The 17,855-nt window shown below is 40.5% G+C and carries 17 protein-coding genes; 4 read left to right on the plus strand and 13 right to left on the minus strand.

The window, feature by feature from the left end:
- Position 1 precedes the first annotated feature (1 nt).
- The 4 genes from D8863_RS05540 to D8863_RS05555 all read right to left on the minus strand — a co-directional run bounded on the left by D8863_RS05540 (position 2) and on the right by D8863_RS05555 (position 2,779).
- On the minus strand, positions 2–859 hold the full coding sequence (locus D8863_RS05540) for a bifunctional methylenetetrahydrofolate dehydrogenase/methenyltetrahydrofolate cyclohydrolase (protein WP_185761452.1): 858 nt from the start codon (positions 857–859) through the stop codon (positions 2–4).
- A 148-nt stretch (positions 860–1,007) separates the two neighbouring features.
- Entirely contained in the window at positions 1,008–1,328 is a 321-nt protein-coding gene (locus D8863_RS05545; RefSeq protein ID WP_125441337.1) for a TfoX/Sxy family protein, read from the minus strand.
- Between the two features lie 33 nt (positions 1,329–1,361).
- Positions 1,362–2,096 carry an amino acid ABC transporter ATP-binding protein gene (locus D8863_RS05550; RefSeq protein ID WP_000140925.1) on the minus strand — a complete coding sequence of 245 codons (735 nt, stop codon included), beginning with the start codon at positions 2,094–2,096 and terminating at the stop codon, positions 1,362–1,364.
- Positions 2,096–2,779: an amino acid ABC transporter permease gene (locus D8863_RS05555; RefSeq protein ID WP_001011622.1), complete on the minus strand. Its 684-nt coding sequence runs from the start codon at positions 2,777–2,779 to the stop codon at positions 2,096–2,098. Before D8863_RS05555 ends, D8863_RS05550 begins: the two co-directional genes overlap by 1 nt.
- Positions 2,780–2,970: 191 nt before the next feature.
- On the opposite strand from D8863_RS05555, the gene D8863_RS05560 reads away from it, so the two are divergent.
- A complete protein-coding gene (locus tag D8863_RS05560; RefSeq protein WP_000443577.1) occupies positions 2,971–3,201 on the plus strand; it encodes a DUF1797 family protein in 231 nt (76 codons plus the stop codon).
- Between the two features lie 238 nt (positions 3,202–3,439).
- Complete coding sequence (locus tag D8863_RS05565) at positions 3,440–5,698, plus strand: ATP-dependent Clp protease ATP-binding subunit (protein WP_125441338.1); 2,259 nt, start codon at positions 3,440–3,442, stop codon at positions 5,696–5,698.
- Positions 5,699–5,740: 42 nt separating this feature from the next.
- Here the strand turns inward: D8863_RS05565 and D8863_RS05570 are convergent, their stop codons facing one another.
- Positions 5,741–6,355 (minus strand): GyrI-like domain-containing protein, encoded by a 615-nt coding sequence (locus D8863_RS05570; protein WP_084849424.1) that lies wholly within the window; start codon positions 6,353–6,355, stop codon positions 5,741–5,743.
- A 54-nt stretch (positions 6,356–6,409) separates the two neighbouring features.
- A complete protein-coding gene (locus D8863_RS05575; protein ID WP_125441339.1) occupies positions 6,410–7,312 on the minus strand; it encodes a helix-turn-helix transcriptional regulator in 903 nt (300 codons plus the stop codon).
- Positions 7,313–7,488: 176 nt separating this feature from the next.
- On the opposite strand from D8863_RS05575, the gene D8863_RS05580 reads away from it, so the two are divergent.
- Together D8863_RS05580 and D8863_RS05585 are read left to right on the plus strand one after the other, a co-directional pair.
- A complete protein-coding gene (locus tag D8863_RS05580; protein ID WP_125441340.1) occupies positions 7,489–7,941 on the plus strand; it encodes an NUDIX hydrolase in 453 nt (150 codons plus the stop codon).
- Positions 7,942–7,999: 58 nt separating this feature from the next.
- Positions 8,000–8,299: a DUF1827 family protein gene (locus D8863_RS05585; protein WP_000767206.1), complete on the plus strand. Its 300-nt coding sequence runs from the start codon at positions 8,000–8,002 to the stop codon at positions 8,297–8,299.
- Between the two features lie 70 nt (positions 8,300–8,369).
- Here the strand turns inward: D8863_RS05585 and metK are convergent, their stop codons facing one another.
- The 7 genes from metK to ftsE form a co-directional block, all read right to left on the minus strand.
- Complete coding sequence (gene metK / locus D8863_RS05590) at positions 8,370–9,560, minus strand: methionine adenosyltransferase (RefSeq protein ID WP_125441341.1); 1,191 nt, start codon at positions 9,558–9,560, stop codon at positions 8,370–8,372.
- A 301-nt stretch (positions 9,561–9,861) separates the two neighbouring features.
- Positions 9,862–11,241, minus strand: a complete 1,380-nt coding sequence (locus D8863_RS05595) for a VWA domain-containing protein (RefSeq protein WP_125441342.1) — start codon at positions 11,239–11,241, stop codon at positions 9,862–9,864.
- A gap of 241 nt (positions 11,242–11,482) precedes the next feature.
- Complete coding sequence (locus tag D8863_RS05600) at positions 11,483–12,826, minus strand: DEAD/DEAH box helicase (RefSeq protein WP_125441343.1); 1,344 nt, start codon at positions 12,824–12,826, stop codon at positions 11,483–11,485.
- A gap of 131 nt (positions 12,827–12,957) precedes the next feature.
- Positions 12,958–13,773: an endonuclease/exonuclease/phosphatase family protein gene (locus D8863_RS05605; RefSeq protein WP_125441344.1), complete on the minus strand. Its 816-nt coding sequence runs from the start codon at positions 13,771–13,773 to the stop codon at positions 12,958–12,960.
- 51 nt (positions 13,774–13,824) lie between these two features.
- Positions 13,825–16,011: a PTS transporter subunit IIBC gene (locus tag D8863_RS05610; protein ID WP_125441345.1), complete on the minus strand. Its 2,187-nt coding sequence runs from the start codon at positions 16,009–16,011 to the stop codon at positions 13,825–13,827.
- 218 nt (positions 16,012–16,229) lie between these two features.
- Positions 16,230–17,156, minus strand: a complete 927-nt coding sequence (ftsX, locus tag D8863_RS05615; protein WP_000625554.1) for a permease-like cell division protein FtsX — start codon at positions 17,154–17,156, stop codon at positions 16,230–16,232.
- On the minus strand, positions 17,149–17,841 hold the full coding sequence (gene ftsE, locus D8863_RS05620) for a cell division ATP-binding protein FtsE (RefSeq protein WP_000022275.1): 693 nt from the start codon (positions 17,839–17,841) through the stop codon (positions 17,149–17,151). Before ftsE ends, ftsX begins: the two co-directional genes overlap by 8 nt.
- Between the last annotated feature and the right edge of the window lie 14 nt (positions 17,842–17,855).

Raw genomic sequence — 17,855 nt, forward strand, 5'->3', positions numbered from 1 at the left:
TCTAGTCCTTGTTTAGTGTTCGAAGCGCTGCCTGATAGGTTTGCTCCATTAGCATGGTAATAGTCATAGGACCAACTCCACCCGGTACAGGTGTGATGTGGCTAGCAAGTGGTTCAACCGCATCATAATCAACATCTCCACAAAGCTTGCCATTTTCATCGCGATTCATCCCTACATCAATGACAACCGCTCCTGGTTTGACGAAGTCAGCAGTCACAAACTTGGCGCGACCGATTGCAACCACAAGGATATCCGCCTTAGCAGCCACCTTGGCAAGATGATGGGTGCGTGAGTGGGTCAAGGTCACAGTCGCATTCTTAGCTAAAAGAAGCTGAGCCATCGGCTTCCCGACGATATTTGAACGACCGATGACAACCGCATTTTTACCTTCTAGATCAATCCCATATTCATGAAACATCTCCATAATTCCTGCAGGTGTTGAAGGAATCATAACTGGATGACCAGACCAGAGGCGACCCATGTTTAGGGGATGGAAACCATCCACATCTTTTTCAGGGTCAATGGCTAATAAAACTGCCTCTTCGTCAATATGTTTTGGTAAAGGTAACTGGACCAAAATCCCATGCCAAGCTGGATCTCGATTGTATTTGGCAATCAAGTCTAACAATTCCGCTTGGGTAATGGTCTCTGGAACTCGCACTACTTCACTACGGAAGCCAGCAGCGAGAGCTGATCGTTCCTTGTTGCGAACGTAGACTTGGCTGGCAGGATTGTCCCCCACCAAAATCACTACCAACCCTGGAACTAGACCTGTTTCTTCTTTTAGTTTGGCCGTCTTTTCAGCCAACTGTCCTTGTAACTTAGCTGCAAGAGCCTTCCCATCAATAATCTGTGCCATATCTCTTCTCTTTTCTATCAAATATCCTCTATTATATCAAAAAATAACTCGCCATCCTAACACTTCTTGCCTAATGGACCTTATAGTCTGAAACTATAAGAAAAAGCCCTTATCGAGCTTTTATGCTTATTTATACTAGGTAAACTTGTCATTCTTTCTTTTTGACCTTGTGAGCAGGCAAAACTTCATACATCTCCTTGATTAGTCTCGCTAGAAATGACTTATCTTCAATGTCTTCTATCAAAATCATCTCCTTAGCTCCTTCATAAGGACGTTCAAGCCTAGTCTGTCCCAGTTGATCCATGACCACCTTCACAGGCTTCAGTAACAGACGATTATCATAGATTCCTCCAATAATCTTTCCACGATAATAAAGAATATACTCTCCCATCATTGGACGATAACTCATCTCCTCTAGCTCTGATAGCTGTTCGAGAATAAAATCTAAATATTCTTTACTGGAAGCCATGATGCCTACTCCATTTCTTCTAAAAATGAGGTCTTACAAAACCTTACTCAAAAATTCCTTGGTCCGTTGTTCTTTTGTTTGATCGAAAATCTCCTCTGGTGTTCCATCTTCGACAACAACCCCATCCGCCATAAAGATAACACGGTCTGCTACCTCACGCGCAAAGCCCATTTCATGAGTCACAATCACCATAGTCATCCCTGACTTGGCAAGGTCTTGCATAACAGCTAGAACTTCTCCAACCATCTCAGGATCTAGGGCTGAAGTCGGCTCATCAAAGAGCAAAACATCTGGTTCCATAGCAAGTCCACGTGCAATGGCAATCCGTTGTTGCTGACCACCTGATAAACTCTGAGGATAAGCCGTCGCCTTATCTGGCAAGCCAACTTTTTCTAACAGTTCCTGTGCTCTTTTCTCCGCAACTTCCTTGCTTTCACCTTTGGTTTTAATTGGTGACAAAGTGATATTTTCCATCACTGTCATATTAGGAAAGAGGTTGAATTGTTGGAATACCATCCCCATCTTTTCACGCATGGCAAAAAGGTCATTTTTCTTATCCGTAATATCGACTCCTTCAAAGATAACCTTACCTTTACTTGCTTCTTCAAGGAGATTCATCGAACGAAGGAGAGTTGATTTCCCGCTCCCTGACGGACCGATAATGACCACAACTTCTCCACGTTTAATCTCAAGATTGATGCCTTTTAAAACTTCATTTTTCCCAAAAGACTTATGTAGTTCTTCAATTTTAATCAAGGTTTCTGTCATTATTTCTTGTCTCCTTGTCCAATATGTTTTTCAAATGCTTTCAACGCCACTGTCAAAACAGAGGTCATAATCAAATAGTAAAAGGCTGCAAATAAAAGGGGAGTCAACGGTAAATAAGTTGTTGTTGCTACTGTCGTTGCACCATTCCACAACTCCATCACCCCAATCGCCGACAAGAGGGAACTATCCTTGATAATGGTGATAAATTCATTTCCCAGAGCTGGAAGAATATTTTTGATAGCTTGTGGCAAAATGACATAACGCATGGCATTTTTGGGACGTATACCTAGAGAATATGCAGCCTCTAACTGCCCTTTAGGAACCGCATTGATCCCCGCACGAACAGTTTCTGAAACGTAAGCTCCACTATTCATAGAAATAATCAGAATACCAGGAATCAAACGAGAAAGATCAACTCCTAAAATTCCCACTTGAATAGTTGGAGCGTTGATATGCATAAGAGCAAAGGCAATCATAATCTGAACCATCATTGGAGTACCACGGAAGATCCAAACATACACATTTGCAAACCAAACGAGCGGTTTAAAGCGTGAACGTTGGGCAAAGGCCAGTAACACACCTATAATGGTCCCTAAGCAGACAACAAGGATGGAAATCAATACGGTAATCAGAGCACCATAGTTAAAATATGGTAAATACTTTGGTAAAAAAGAAAAATTCATATTCAATCAACTTTCTATGTATTAGATTGTATGATTATAACATGAATTGAATTAAAATGCAATCCTTTTTCTCTAATTTTAACAATTAACTTGATAGAATAGAGAAATAGAGAGAAATCACAGTTTTTTTCTAGTCAACTACCTCTTGTTTATGGTAAAATAGAAACGATAAGAAATGGAGGAGAATCAAAATGGAATCACATTTGGTTAGAATCATTAACCGCCTAGAAGCAATGACAAAAGATGGTGGAAATCTAAAACGTAATTTTGAACGTGAAGGTGTTGTTGTCGCAGAAGTTGCATACAGCCACGACGAAGAAAACGGATCACTCTTCACCCTTCGCGATGTAGAGGCTCGTGAAACTTATACCTTTGATAGCATTGATTTGATTGCAATGGAGATCTACGAACTCCTTTACTAATATAAAAACAACGGGCAGTAAGTCCCGATGAATGAGAATCCTTTTTGTCACCACAAATGGGATTTTTTCTTACCTTCAATGTCGCTGGATTCTCCATAAATCCCTCTTTTAAAAACGACCACTTCCCAATCTTTTTACTTGCTTTACACCTTAATCATGCTATAATGAGAGTATAAAACTTTGACTATTTTTGACCTTTTTTCTTAGGCCAAGAATAAGAATGAAATGAGGTAGATGTATGCTCTGTCAAAACTGTAAAATAAACGACTCAACAATTCATCTGTATACCAATATCAATGGACAGCAAAAGCAAATTGATCTTTGTCAAAATTGCTATAAAATTATCAAAACAGATCCAAATAATACCCTCTTTAAAGGAATGACTGACTTAAATAATCATGACTTTGATCCTTTCGGCGACTTTTTCAATGATTTGAACAATTTCAAACCTTCTTCTAATAACGTCCCTCCAACTCAATCTGGTGGGGGATACGGAGGAAGCGGTGGTTATGGGCCTCAAAACCGCGGTCCACTTCAAACACCTCCTAGCCAAGAAAGAGGACTCCTAGAGGAATATGGTATCAATATTACTGAGATTGCTCGGCGGGGAGATATTGACCCTGTTATCGGTCGAGATGAAGAGATTATCCGCGTTATCGAAATCCTCAACCGTCGAACCAAGAACAACCCTGTCCTTATCGGAGAACCAGGTGTCGGTAAAACAGCCGTTGTTGAAGGTCTAGCTCAGAAGATTGTTGATGGTGATGTTCCCCATAAACTCCAAGGCAAGCAGGTCATCCGTCTGGATGTGGTCAGTCTAGTCCAAGGAACAGGGATTCGAGGCCAATTTGAAGAACGTATGCAAAAGCTCATGGAAGAAATTCGCAAACGCGAGGACATCATCCTCTTTATCGACGAAATCCATGAAATTGTTGGTGCAGGATCTGCTGGCGATGGCAATATGGATGCAGGAAATATCCTCAAACCAGCCCTTGCCCGTGGTGAATTGCAAATGGTTGGTGCCACTACTCTCAATGAATACCGCATCATTGAAAAAGATGCTGCTCTCGAGCGCCGTATGCAGCCTGTCAAGGTAGATGAACCAACTGTCGAAGAAACCATTATCATCCTTAAAGGAGTTCAAAAGAAATACGAAGACTACCATCACGTCAAGTATACTGATGCTGCTATCGAAGCTGCTGCAAATCTTTCCAACCGCTACATCCAAGACCGCTTCTTGCCAGACAAGGCTATTGACCTGTTGGACGAAGCTGGTTCTAAGATGAATCTGACACTGAACTTTGTTGATCCTAAAGTGATTGATCAGCGCTTGATTGAGGCTGAAAATCTCAAGGCTCAAGCTACACGAGAGGAAGATTTTGAAAAGGCTGCTTATTTCCGCGATCAGATTGCCAAGTACAAGGAAATGCAGAAAAACAAGGTGACCGATCAGGATACTCCAATCATCAGCGAGAAAACAATCGAACATATCATTGAGCAGAAAACCAATATCCCTGTTGGAGAACTCAAAGAAAAAGAACAGTCTCAGCTTATCCATCTAGCAGACGACCTCAAGGCCCATGTTATAGGTCAAGATGAAGCTGTCGATAAGATTGCCAAAGCCATCCGTCGTAATCGTGTTGGACTTGGAACTCCTAACCGGCCAATCGGAAGCTTCCTCTTTGTCGGACCAACTGGTGTCGGTAAGACAGAACTCTCTAAACAACTAGCCATTGAGCTCTTTGGCTCTGCTGACAGCATGATTCGCTTTGATATGAGTGAATACATGGAAAAACACAGTGTGGCTAAATTAGTCGGTGCCCCTCCAGGTTATGTTGGCTATGATGAAGCTGGTCAGTTAACGGAAAAAGTTCGTCGCAATCCTTACTCACTCATCCTTCTCGATGAAGTTGAAAAAGCACACCCAGATGTGATGCACATGTTCCTTCAAGTCTTGGACGATGGTCGTTTGACAGATGGGCAAGGACGAACAGTTAGCTTTAAGGATGCTATCATTATCATGACCTCAAATGCGGGTACTGGTAAGGCCGAAGCCAGCGTTGGTTTTGGGGCAGCTCGTGAAGGACGTACTAATTCTGTTCTTGGTGAACTCGGTAACTTCTTTAGTCCTGAGTTTATGAACCGTTTTGACGGCATCATCGAATTTAAACCTCTCAGCAAGGACAACCTTCTCCAAATCGTCGAACTCATGCTAGCGGATGTCAACAAACGCCTCTCCAGCAACAATATCCACCTCGATGTGACAGACAAGGTCAAGGAAAAGTTGGTTGACTTGGGATATGATCCAAAAATGGGGGCGCGCCCACTCCGCCGCACCATTCAAGACCATATCGAGGATGCCATAACAGACTTCTACCTTGAAAATCCAAGTGAAAAAGACCTCAAGGCAGTTATGACAAGCAATGGCAATATTCAAATCAAATCTGCCAAAAAAACTGAGAAAACAGAAGAGATTACTTCTGAAATAGAAGAATAAATCTCATAAAAAGAACAGGAAACAAGATTTCCTGTTCTTTTTTTAATTCTCTTCTTGAACTTGATAGCGAAGAATTGTTTTCAATTTGCTTGGCTCCGTTCGATGAAGGTTATTGAGATAAATTTCTCGGTGGACTTCCGAAGTTCTTTTGAGTTTATGAAGTTGACAAAAATGCTCCATCTCTGCAAAAGTCTCATTTTCAGTATCAAAAGGTCCTACATGAAGCATAGCAAGACTTTGGCCTTCTTCTATCATTTCAAAACGAATAGCCTCATAGAGAGGATTTGGCTTCTTGATTTTGACCTCGTTCAGAGCTACCTCAAATAGTTCTCGCGTAATAAAATCGGGTTGCCCAATCATAATGCTATAAGAAAGCTCACTTTTTACCAGTTCTCCCTCCTTCTCCTTTTTCCATACACCTTCTAAAGGAAAGACAGTAAAATCAATGTAAACCTCATCCAGAGGAGCTTTTTTATACTTCATCTTTATCGCATAGGCCAAGGCATATAAGGCCCCTACGCGTTCTGAAAAATCTTCTTGATTTGGATCACCTTTACCATCAATCACGATATAGGATTGACCTGGCACCTGCAAGATGCTGGGCCTAGCTTTCACTTGATAAAGATTTTTTGCTTCTTTTCTCCATTCGTATTTCATTTGGTTCTTCTCCTTTCTATCACTAGTATAGCACCAAAACCCTGACATCTTTTGTCAAGGTTTGTAAAGTTTTTGGATTTTTTCTAATCTAAAAAGCAATTCCTTCTTCAGATGATTGGGGGCGAGTATTTCCACCCCATCTAGATAAGACAGGAGGTAAGTATACAGACTTTCATGCTCTGGTAGGACTGTCTTGACATAATAACACCCATCTTTCCCCAAGCTAATCTCATCTTCTGAAAAATCTTCATAAACCCGGAAAGCAAGCTTGGGACTAAACTTCAAGGAAACTTCGATTTGATGTGCCACTTGATCTGAACCATCAACCCAATCCTCCACATTTTTCTGCTTCACAGTTTCAGTTGTTAGGTGATAGTTCCTAATTCTAGACAATTTGAAAAAACGCCACTCTTCCTTCAAACAACAGTAGGCATGAAGGTACCAATCTCTCTTTTTAAATACGAGTTTAAATGGTTCGACTGTACGAATCGTTTTCTGACCACACCCACCTAGATAAGTAATCACCAGTTGTCTTTTCTCTAGAATAGCATGTTTGATGTTATCAAATAATTCTTTTTGACCTTCTCGCTTTCTCCAGTCAGTCAAGTCTACTTCTATCCAAGGGCTGGGAGAAACTTGAAAAATAGATTCCAACTTTTCAAGCAACAGATCTTGCTTGTCATTTGTCAGGGCTTGAATTCCTTGCAAAGCTGATAGAAGTTCTAATTTTTCATCCTCCGATACGAGAGTACGATCCAGAACAAAGTCCTTCATTAAAAAGATTCCGCCTGCCTTCCCAGGTATCGAATATAGAGGAATCCCCGCCATACTCAACCGCTCAATATCGCGATAAATCGTTCGTACAGATACTTCAAATAATCGGGCTAATTCAGGAGCCGTTGTACTGCCTTTTTCTAAAAGTAGATATAGGATACGAAATAGTCTTGATTCTGCCATAAAGTCACCTCTCTTTTATTATACCAGTTATAGTGCTAGGTCTGGAAAGTTTAACTAGACAAGGATTGACCAAGACAAAGTAGCTTTTTCTGCACCAGTTCGTTGGTTTATTCTTGACAGCTAGCGCCTCGTCCATTATGATAATAATAAAGATACTAGAGAATGAGGAAAATGCAATGGCAAACCCAACTTATGGTGAAAAAAAAGAGAATGTGACCTACCAGCCCCGCTATGGTGTGTACGCAGTTATTCCGGATGCGGAGAAAAAACAAATTGTCCTAGTTCAAGCCCCCAATGGTGCTTGGTTCTTGCCAGGTGGAGAGATTGAAGCAGGCGAAGATCATCAAGAAGCACTGAAGAGAGAGCTAATCGAAGAACTTGGCTTTACAGCTGAGATTGGAACCTATTATGGGCAAGCTGATGAATATTTCTACTCTCGCCACCGTGATACCTACTACTACAACCCAGCTTATCTCTATGAAGCTATTTCTTTCCAAGAAGTACAAAAACCATTGGAAGATTTTAATCATATTGCTTGGTTCCCCATTGATGAAGCAATTGAAAAACTCAAACGTGGTAGCCATAAATGGGGAATAGAAGCTTGGAAAATCCAGCACGGAATTGACTAAAATACACGATTTTATTCAAAAAGTGCTATAATAGAGTTAGAAAATCGGAGGAACTGTTATGAAGCTTATCAATACGACAAACTCACACTCGCAACTTGTTAAAAGCCAATTAGAAAGCACAGACGCAACTCTTGTCGAGGTCTATTCTGCTGGAAACACAGATGTAGTTTTCACACAAGCCCCGCTTCACTATGAAATCCTCATTTCCAACAAACACCGTGCTATTCGTGAACCTGAAATCGAAACTATCCAAGACTTCTTCTTGAAACGTAAAATCGATAAAGGAAGCATTGATGAAGCCAATATCAAGACGCTTTATTCAGATAAATTGATTGAGATTTCAATCCCTATGAAATAAGAAGACCAGCCAAAAGCTGGTTTTCTTTTGCAAAAAAGATTGGTAGTGCACAGCTACCAATCTTTTAATTCTATTTCACCGCTTCTTTTAAAGCATCTACCTTGTCTAATCGTTCCCATGGAAGGTCAATATCTGTACGTCCCATGTGTCCATAAGCCGCTGTTTGACGGTAAATTGGACGTTTGAGATCCAGCATTTGAATAATTCCTGCAGGGCGAAGGTCAAAGATTTGACGCGCTGCTTTTTCAAGCTTGCTTTCAGCTACTGTTCCTGTACCAAAAGTATCGATACGAACAGAAACAGGCTGCGCCACCCCGATAGCATAGGCCAATTGTACTTCTGCCTTCTTAGCAAGGCCTGCTGCAACGATGTTCTTGGCAATGTAGCGAGCTGCATAAGAGGCTGAACGGTCCACCTTCGTCGCATCCTTACCTGAGAAGGCACCACCACCATGACGAGAGTAGCCACCATAGGTATCCACGATAATCTTACGACCAGTCAAACCTGAGTCTCCTTGAGGTCCACCGATTACAAAACGACCAGTTGGATTGATGAAGAATTTGGTTTTCTCATCCAAGTAAGAAGCTGGGATCACCTCTTTGATGACCTTGCTAATCACATCATTGTGAATTTGTTCATTAGTAGCTTCTGGATCGTGCTGAGTTGAAATAACGACTGTGTCCACACGTACCGGACGGTCATTTTCATCATACTCAACCGTAACTTGTGATTTAGCATCTGGACGGAGATAGCTGATTTCACCAGACTTACGAAGTTCTGCCAAACGACGAACCAACTTGTGGCTGAGTGAGATTGGCAATGGCATAAGTTCTTCTGTCTCATCCACCGCAAATCCAAACATAAGACCTTGGTCACCAGCACCAATCAAGTCCAGTGGATCTTGATCTGCATTTCCACGAACTTCCAAGGCTTCGTTAACACCTTGGGCGATATCTGGTGACTGCTCAACAAGCGACGGATGAACTCCAACCGTCTCCGCAGAAAAACCATATTCTGCATTGGTATAACCAATCTCTGCAATGGTATCACGAACCACTCGGTTAATATCTACATAAGCATGTGTAGAAATTTCACCAAAAACATGGACCGAACCTGTGTATACAGCTGTCTCGGCAGCAACGTGCGCATCTGGATCTTTAGCTAAAATAGCATCCAAAATCGCATCTGAAATTTGGTCTGCAATCTTATCTGGATGCCCCTCAGATACAGATTCAGACGTGAATAATTTACGTTCTGACATAAAAATGTCCCCCCTTAAAAAATATTGTTATAGAGTTACAAAGTACTGATAGGAAAACTACTAGTAATGAATACCTACCACCTTATCGGGACTATATAACCTTATCATTATACCACTTTTTACTTTTTTTTGCAGTATTTTCTCGAAATCGAAAAAAGAACCTTACGGCTCTTTTCTCGTCATAAAAATTCGGCTTGTACTCCATAATACAGAAGATCATACCTATGCTAATCTGCATACTTCGCTTACAAACTACTTATTTTTTATCACAATGTTCTTACAAACAATCTTCCAGTTAGGGTTACTGTTCCTTTGACTTTCTATTGCTTACAGTTAAGCCAAGTCCAGCCATTAGGAGGCCAAGTCCTACAATACCATAGTTCGCTGTATCATTACTTCCTGTATCAGGGAGTTTCGCCACTTCTTTTTTATAAGCTGTAGCTACTGGAACTGTGGTAGTTGGAGTCGCACTTCCTGTCTGAGCAACAGGTAGTGTTGTACGACGTTCTAGGTAAAATTGGTAATTATCTTTCGTTATCTTGTAATTGTGTCCTTCAGTCACAGTTTCAACAATCAAAGACGCCACATCTTTAGTCAAGGTATCTCCAAATTTCTTGCTGTAATCCAAAATTCTATCATCATTAGTAAAACCTTTGTAGTCTTTTTTAAATATGCTAGACGTTACTACAATTCTCTCAATACCATTTGCAGTTAATGTTGCAACTGTATCTGCAATGTCTGGAACTGATGAATCTTGTTTAATTGGATTATCTGATAATAGAACCGCAAACTTTTTGTTATTAGGTGACTTAGACCAATCATATGTCGAAACAATTTGATTTAGTGCAGGTGTTGACGTTTCCTCAGAATCTCCTCCATGAGCAAGCTCAATTGCAGCGAGTGCTTTTTTTAGTTCAACTGGATCAGATGTGAAATAAGAACCGCCAAATTTTGTTAGAATTGTACCTTCATTTGTTTTGCTAAAATTACGCCCATAAACCTCATCGCTAAATGTTGCTAAACCAAAGCGTGCTACCACACCGTCTTTCGAGAGATTATTAACAAACTCATTAACATTATCTCGGACAGTATCAATAACAGTCTGCATTGAGAGCGAACGGTCAACAACAAAAACGATATCGGCTGATTTAGATTTTGAAATCGTTTTTGTCGCTTCCTTGATTTCGACTGTAGTTGTTTTATCAACACGTTCATATTGGGTATAAGAATTTCCATCTTCATCTTTGCCGCTCACTGTACTCTCAGTTGTTTCAGTCTTTGGAGCAGGAAGTTCTTCGCTTTTTACAGGAGCCACTTCTGTCTTTGTAACTTCGACTGTTGCAGTTTCTTCATGAATCTTTTGATTACCTTCTTGACGTTCTTTCACGTCAATAGGTGAAACCTTCTTAGAAACATCTACAAGTTCTCCAGGTTTTGCATCTGATTGGTTAACGACTGGTTTCGCCTCGTCAGCTTTAATTTCTGCAACAGCAGCTTCGACTGCTGACTTACTTGCTTCAGTTTTCTTTACTGTTCCAGTTGCAGCAGATTCCGGTTTTGTTGTTTCATCTGCAGACACTTGTCCAACCTGAGCAAAAGCAAACAAAATTGCTACAGAAGCCAACCCAACTTTCATTTTACGGAATGAAAAACGTTGTTGTTTCATAAATGATTTATCCATAAAAGTCTCCTTTTCTTTTCACAAATCATATTATATAATCCGATTGTTTTATAGTATAATAACACAATTTTGTATAGTTTTCAATTTTTTTCCTTACGATTTCAATAAAATATTGGTCTAAAAAAGGTTTTAAAGCAATTACTGTTTTATAAATCAAATTATTTAAAATATATAATTATTATCTCCTTTGAATAGTTCAGAAAATAAAAACTCAGTAGAATCAGGTGATTCTACTGAGTTTTTAAAATGTTTGGCGTTTGGCTTTTCGCTCTGCACGGCCACGTGCGCGATTTTCAGCACGCTTGGTTTTGCGGCGTTTTTCATCCACCGCCCATTGAATCTTCCTTTTATAGCCAGGTTTGACTTTTTTCTTTTTCTTTTTGACCAAGCCAATCATTTCAATATCAAGCTTATCCTGCTTCTTTTCACGATTAACACGACGATCACGGTCATAGGTATCTTGAAACTCTCCGTCTTTGACCATCTTAGGAGTAAACTTGATCCCTAATTTCTCCAACTCACGGATATCCGAGTCATCACTAGGCTGGTAAAGGGTAATCGCTGTACCAGGTAGTCCATTGCGTCCAGTTCGTCCAACACGGTGAACAAAGAAGGACAAGTCTTGCGGAATGGCATCATTGATAACATGGCTGACCCCTTCAATGTCAATTCCACGCGCTGCCAAGTCTGTTGCAACAATGTACTCAAAATCCAGATTTTTCACCTGATTCATGATCCGTTTGCGTTCACGAGGAGCAATATCTCCATGAATCTTAGCTACCTTCAATCCTTGAGCAGTCAAGTAAGAATGCAATTCATCAGCACGCGTTTTTGTGTTAACAAAAATCATTGCCAAATAAGGCTGCATCAACTGAGTCAACTGATAAATTTGAGCATTCTTGTCGCGGCCCTTGGTCGAAATCAACCAATTATCGATCGTATCTGAGATAACTGTCTTAGTCTTGATTTTTTCCATGACAGGATTTGACAAGTATTTTTTCAAGAACGGTTGCAATTTTTGTGGAATAGTTGCTGAAAAGACCATGAATTGCAAGTCTTTTGGAAGGCTCCCTGCAATCTTATCAACGGTTTCCAAGAATCCCATATCCAAGGTCATATCTGCTTCATCAATTACAAAGGTCTTGGCCTTGTGAATAGCCAAATCACCAGACTTGACCAAGTCATAGATGCGACCTGGCGTTCCGATAACGATATGCGGTTGGTTACTGGCAAGTTTTTCAATCTGACGCGCCTTATCCGTACCACCTACATAATTAACCACACGAACTTCGACATCTGAGTGAGCTGCAATCTGACGAGCTGCTTGGTATATTTGAGTGGCCAACTCACGACTTGGTGCCGTAATCACTGCTTGCACACTATCGCTAGTTTCATCTAATTGCTGGAAAATGGGTAGTAAGAAAGTGTGGGTCTTTCCTGAACCTGTTTTTGACTCGCCCACCAAGTCACGACCTGCCAAGACAATAGGAATCAACTTTTCCTGAACTTCGGTAGGAGTCGTAAACTTCAACTCCTCCAAGGCTTCTACTATATAATTTTTAAATTGAAATTTCTTAAATGACATACTATCCTCGATTCTATCCTTTCAATTATACCATATTTTGTCCTATTGCAGTAGTCCCATTTGAGTCTCAGTCCTGTAGTAAAGATTCGAATAGATTAAAAGGTTGGAACCTCTGATTCCAACCTCTTTCATTATATCCAGGTCAATACAGCATTCAAACCATAATGATCACTGACTTGTGGACTATTTTGGCCATCAAAAACTACTTGTAAACTCTCTACTTCTAACTCTTTGGTCGTAAAGACGTAGTCGATTCGTAGCGGTTCAGTATTGCCTTTCCAACCATCAATTTCTGGTGGAACAGTATAGCTACCACTTCTTTCTTTCGCAACTTCAAACGCGTCTTGTAATCCTAATGGGCTAGCTAAAATCGCTTGATAGCCTTCCTGACCAGCTGGATTATTAAAATCACCTGCTAAAATCAGAGGTTTGTTCAACTCTTTTAGTACAGCCTCAAATCGTGCCCATTCTTCTTGGAAACCTTTATCCCACCAAGAGAGATGAACACTTGCAAGAGCAAGTTCCTTACCTTCAACCTCTGTCTCAGCCAAGGCAACACGGCGAGTATGGTAGTCCGTTGGATCATCTACATCTGATACTAAAATCTCACGCGCCTTAATAGGTGTTTTGGATAAGATAGCTACGCCTTCATGGTAGCGGTCATAACCGATATGATTGTAAGCCCAAGTCCAGTAGTAGCTTTTCCCTTTCTCAGCCAATTTTTCGACTAGGAGTCGGACATAGTGATCCTGATGAATAGGTTCTGCTGATGGTAAAGCTTGATAGTGATTGTTAACCTCTCCCTCAGGCGAAGTCATTTCTTGATTAATTTCTTGGAAACAAATCAAATCATAGTCCTTATCAAGAATGTCTTGGAGTAAGATTTGGAATTTTTCCTCTGCTTCCTTCTCCATCCAACTGTGGGTATTGAGTGTTAGAAATTTCATGCTTTTCTCCTAAAACAAGAGGTTGGAAAACAGCTTCCAACCCCAAGTATATTACAATTCTACTTTAGCAACTGCTGTTTTAGCTGCAAGAGAACCCGTTTGTTCTAATTTAACTGATTTGAGGACATCACCATTTGTGAAGACAACCACTGTTGATGTTTTGCGTCCTGCTTCTCGAATAGCATCCAAGTCAGCTGTGACAAGAAGATCACCAGCAGCCACTTTTTGTCCTTCAGAAACATGAACTGTAAATGGTTTTCCTTCAAGACTTACTGTATCTAAACCAATATGAACAAGCACTTCAAGACCTGAGTCAGTGACAAGACCAAGAGCGTGTTTTGTTGGGAAGATACTTGTTACAGTACCAGTAACTGGAGAAACAATGTTACCATTTGCTGGTTCTACTGCAAATCCATCACCCATCATTTTTTGAGCAAAAACTGGATCTTCCACTTGTTCCAAAGCAACAACTTGACCGTCAGCTACTGAGTAAACTTCTTCAGTTACACCTTTGTAGTGTACAGTATTTTGTTGGTTTTCTGTCATTTGGCTTGGAAGAGTTTCAGGAATAATTTCACCTGAGTCAAGAATATCTTGGATATCAGATTTCAATACGTCAGCTTTTGGTCCGTAGATAGCTTGGACACCTTGTCCTTTCATGACAAGCCCCATAGCTCCTTCTGCTTTCCATTGTTCCTCAGTACCAACGCGATCTGCATCTTTAACAGTTACACGAAGACGAGTCATACATGCATCCACATCTACGATATTTGCACGACCACCAAGAAGGTTAATGATATTTACGGCTTGAGAAGCTGCTGCGACTTTTGGAGTTCCAGGAGTTGCTTCTTCTGATGCTCCTTCAGCTGTTTCGTAGTTTCCGTTACGTCCTGGAGTTGCGTAGTTGAATTTCTTGATCATGAAGTTGGCAATGAAGTACATGATAACCGCAAAGAGAACAGTTACCCAGATAAAGTTAACAATATCCATACCAATACCAGCATTAATTGCCAATGGTGTACGAGTCAAGAATTCAATTGAACCGAATGAGTGGACACGAAGGTGAACAATATCTGCCATAGCAAAGGCAGCACCTTGAACTAGTGAGTATACAAGGTAAAGAGGAGTTGCGATGAACATGAACATGTACTCGATTGGTTCAGTAACCCCTGTCAAGAATGTTGCAAGAGCTGTCGCAATCATCATACCCTTGTATTGGTGTTTCTTGTCAGCATCAACATTGCGGTAGATAGCAACGATGACACCCATCAAGATACCAAATGAACCGATCATTTGTCCAACTTTGAAACGAGCTGGAGTGACTGTTGTAAGAAGGTGTTGGTATTGGTCAGCATTTGAACCTTTAAGGTTAACAAGGTCAGTTACCCATGCAAGCCAAAGTGGATCTTGACCAAATACTTGTGTTCCTTTTGCTGCACCAGTTAACACTTCGTATGTTCCACCAAGAGCTGTGTAGTTCATTGGGATTGTCAACATGTGGTGAAGACCGAATGGCAAGAGCAAACGTTCCAAAGTACCATACAAGAATGGTGCAAGGACTGGAGCAGTTTCTTGTGAGTTGGCAATCCAAATACCAAAGTTGTTGATACCTGTTTGAACTACTGGCCAAAAGGCAGCAAGTGCAATCGCTGCAATAGTTGAACGAAGAATAACGACGAATGGTACGAAACGTTTACCATTGAAGAATGAAAGGGCATCAGGAAGTTTACGGAAGTTGTAGTATTTGTTATAAGCTGTTGCCCCAACAAAACCAGAGATAATCCCTACGAAAACCCCCATGTTAAGCGCTGGTGCCTCAAGAACGCTGATAAAGTAGTCAGCAACCTTGATTGAACCACCAAAGAAGGTAGTAACCATTGCTTCAGGGTTTTTCAACATATCACCTGTAACACCGAAGATAGTACCTGTGATACGGTTAATCAAGATAAAGGCAAGTCCGGCTGCAAATGCACCACCTGCACGTTCTTTTGCCCAGCTTCCCCCAATAGCAAGGGCAAACAAGATATGAAGGTTACCGATAACCCCCCAACCAATTTGCTCAAGGATTCCACCTGTAATCACTAGAGGAGCAAGGTTTGGGTCGATCATCACGATTGATTTACCGATTGAGATCATCAATCCCGCCGCTGGCATAACGGCGATAACCACCATTAAAGCCTTACCGAATTTTTGCCAAAATTCGAAAGACAAGACATTTTTGAATGTAGCTTTCATCATTCAAATCTCCTTTATTTTATTTAGGCAAACGTTTTACGAAAACGTTTGCATTTGGTTATGTATTAATTATACCACTTTTATTTTTTTTGTAAAGGCTTTTATAAAAAAATTGTCTATTTTTTTAATTTTTAAAAAGGAAAAAGAGAAGTTTACAAAAACTTCTCTTTTAAATATGTATTATTTTTCTGATTTGTACTGCAATTTGCATTTAAATCCAACTAGATCTTCAAGAATCGACGCATTGAAATCCCTGAACCAATTGAACCAATGAAAATTCCAATTATAAATAATAGGACTGTCATCAGAGGAATAAACACATCTGGTGTAATCATTGACAAGTTTTGACCTACCAAGGATTTATTGACAGATTGATAAACCATATTGTAAACAAAAAATACAAGGACAGAAGGAATCGCTGCACCAAGCAAGCCAATAAAAGCACCTTCTAGCAAGAATGGACCACGGATATAGCCATTTCTCGCTCCTACCAGACGCATGATCTGAATCTCACGACTACGTGAAATAATAGTGATACGGATGGTATTGGAAATGAGGAAGACTGCGATAAAAATCAAGAGCCCTGCAATAACCAATCCCCAAACACGGATAAAGGAAGCCAATTCAAAAAGTCGTTGAGTGTTGGCTCCACCATCTTGAACCTCTGATACTCCCTCAATTTTCTTAGCTTCTTCAGCTACCGTTTTAACATCACTCGGAGAATTTGTATCGACGATATAGGCATCATAGAGAGGGTTTGCATCCCCTTCAAAGACCTTCCAATCGTCACCCATTGTTTCCGTTAGTTTTTCGTACTGTTCTTCTTTACTTGAGAAGGTAACACTTTTAACAGCAGGTATAGCTTTCAAGGCATCATAGACCTTGTGGTAGTCATTATTGGTAACTGTCTGACCTTCTTTTTCAATCGTTTCACTGTTATCAGCTACATCCTTACGAATGTATACCATGACCCGAACGTTGTTTTCAATATCGGTAGCCAGTTTTGCTGTATTAAAAATTACAGATGCAAACAGGGCAACGAGTGTTAAGGTAATCATAACCGAACTTACTGCTGCTACTGTCATCCAGCCATTTCGCTTTAAACTTTTTAATGATTCAAATAAATGGCGAAAAAATCTACTAATCATCGTATCCATATTCTCCTTTAGCTTCGTCACGAACGACACGGCCATTTTCAATGGCAATGACACGGTGGCGCAAGGTGTTTACAATCTGGCTATTATGGGTAGCCATCAAGACAGTAGTACCTTGGAGATTGATGCGTTCCAACAGATTCATAATTTCCCATGAATTATCTGGGTCCAAGTTTCCTGTTGGCTCATCGGCAATCAATACTTTAGGATTGTTGACAATCGCGCGAGCAATCGCAATCCGTTGTTGCTCTCCACCTGAGAGTTCATTAGGGAAAGAGCGAACCTTATGTTTCAAACCAACCAGGTCCAATACTTCCATAACACGTTTTTTGATGTTGCGACGGCTCTCACCGATTACTTCCATTGCATAGGCAATATTCTCATAAACAGTCTTCTTAGGCAAAAGTTTGTAATCCTGAAAGACTACCCCGACACTACGACGTAGAAGTGGGACATCTTTCTTCTTAATTTTAACTAAATTAAAGCCTGCAACTGTTAGGCTTCCTTTTTCAATCTTTACTTCTCGGTATAAAGCTCGAATAAAGGTTGACTTACCTGCCCCAGAAGGTCCTACGATATAGGCAAACTCTCCTGGTTCAATGGTAACAGATACTCCACGCAGGGCAGTCGTTCCATTGTCATACTTTTTGACAACATCTCTCATTTCAATGATTGACATATGAGTTCCTTTCT

The organism is Streptococcus oralis (genome assembly GCF_003943825.1).
GTDB lineage: Bacteria > Bacillota > Bacilli > Lactobacillales > Streptococcaceae > Streptococcus > Streptococcus oralis_CD.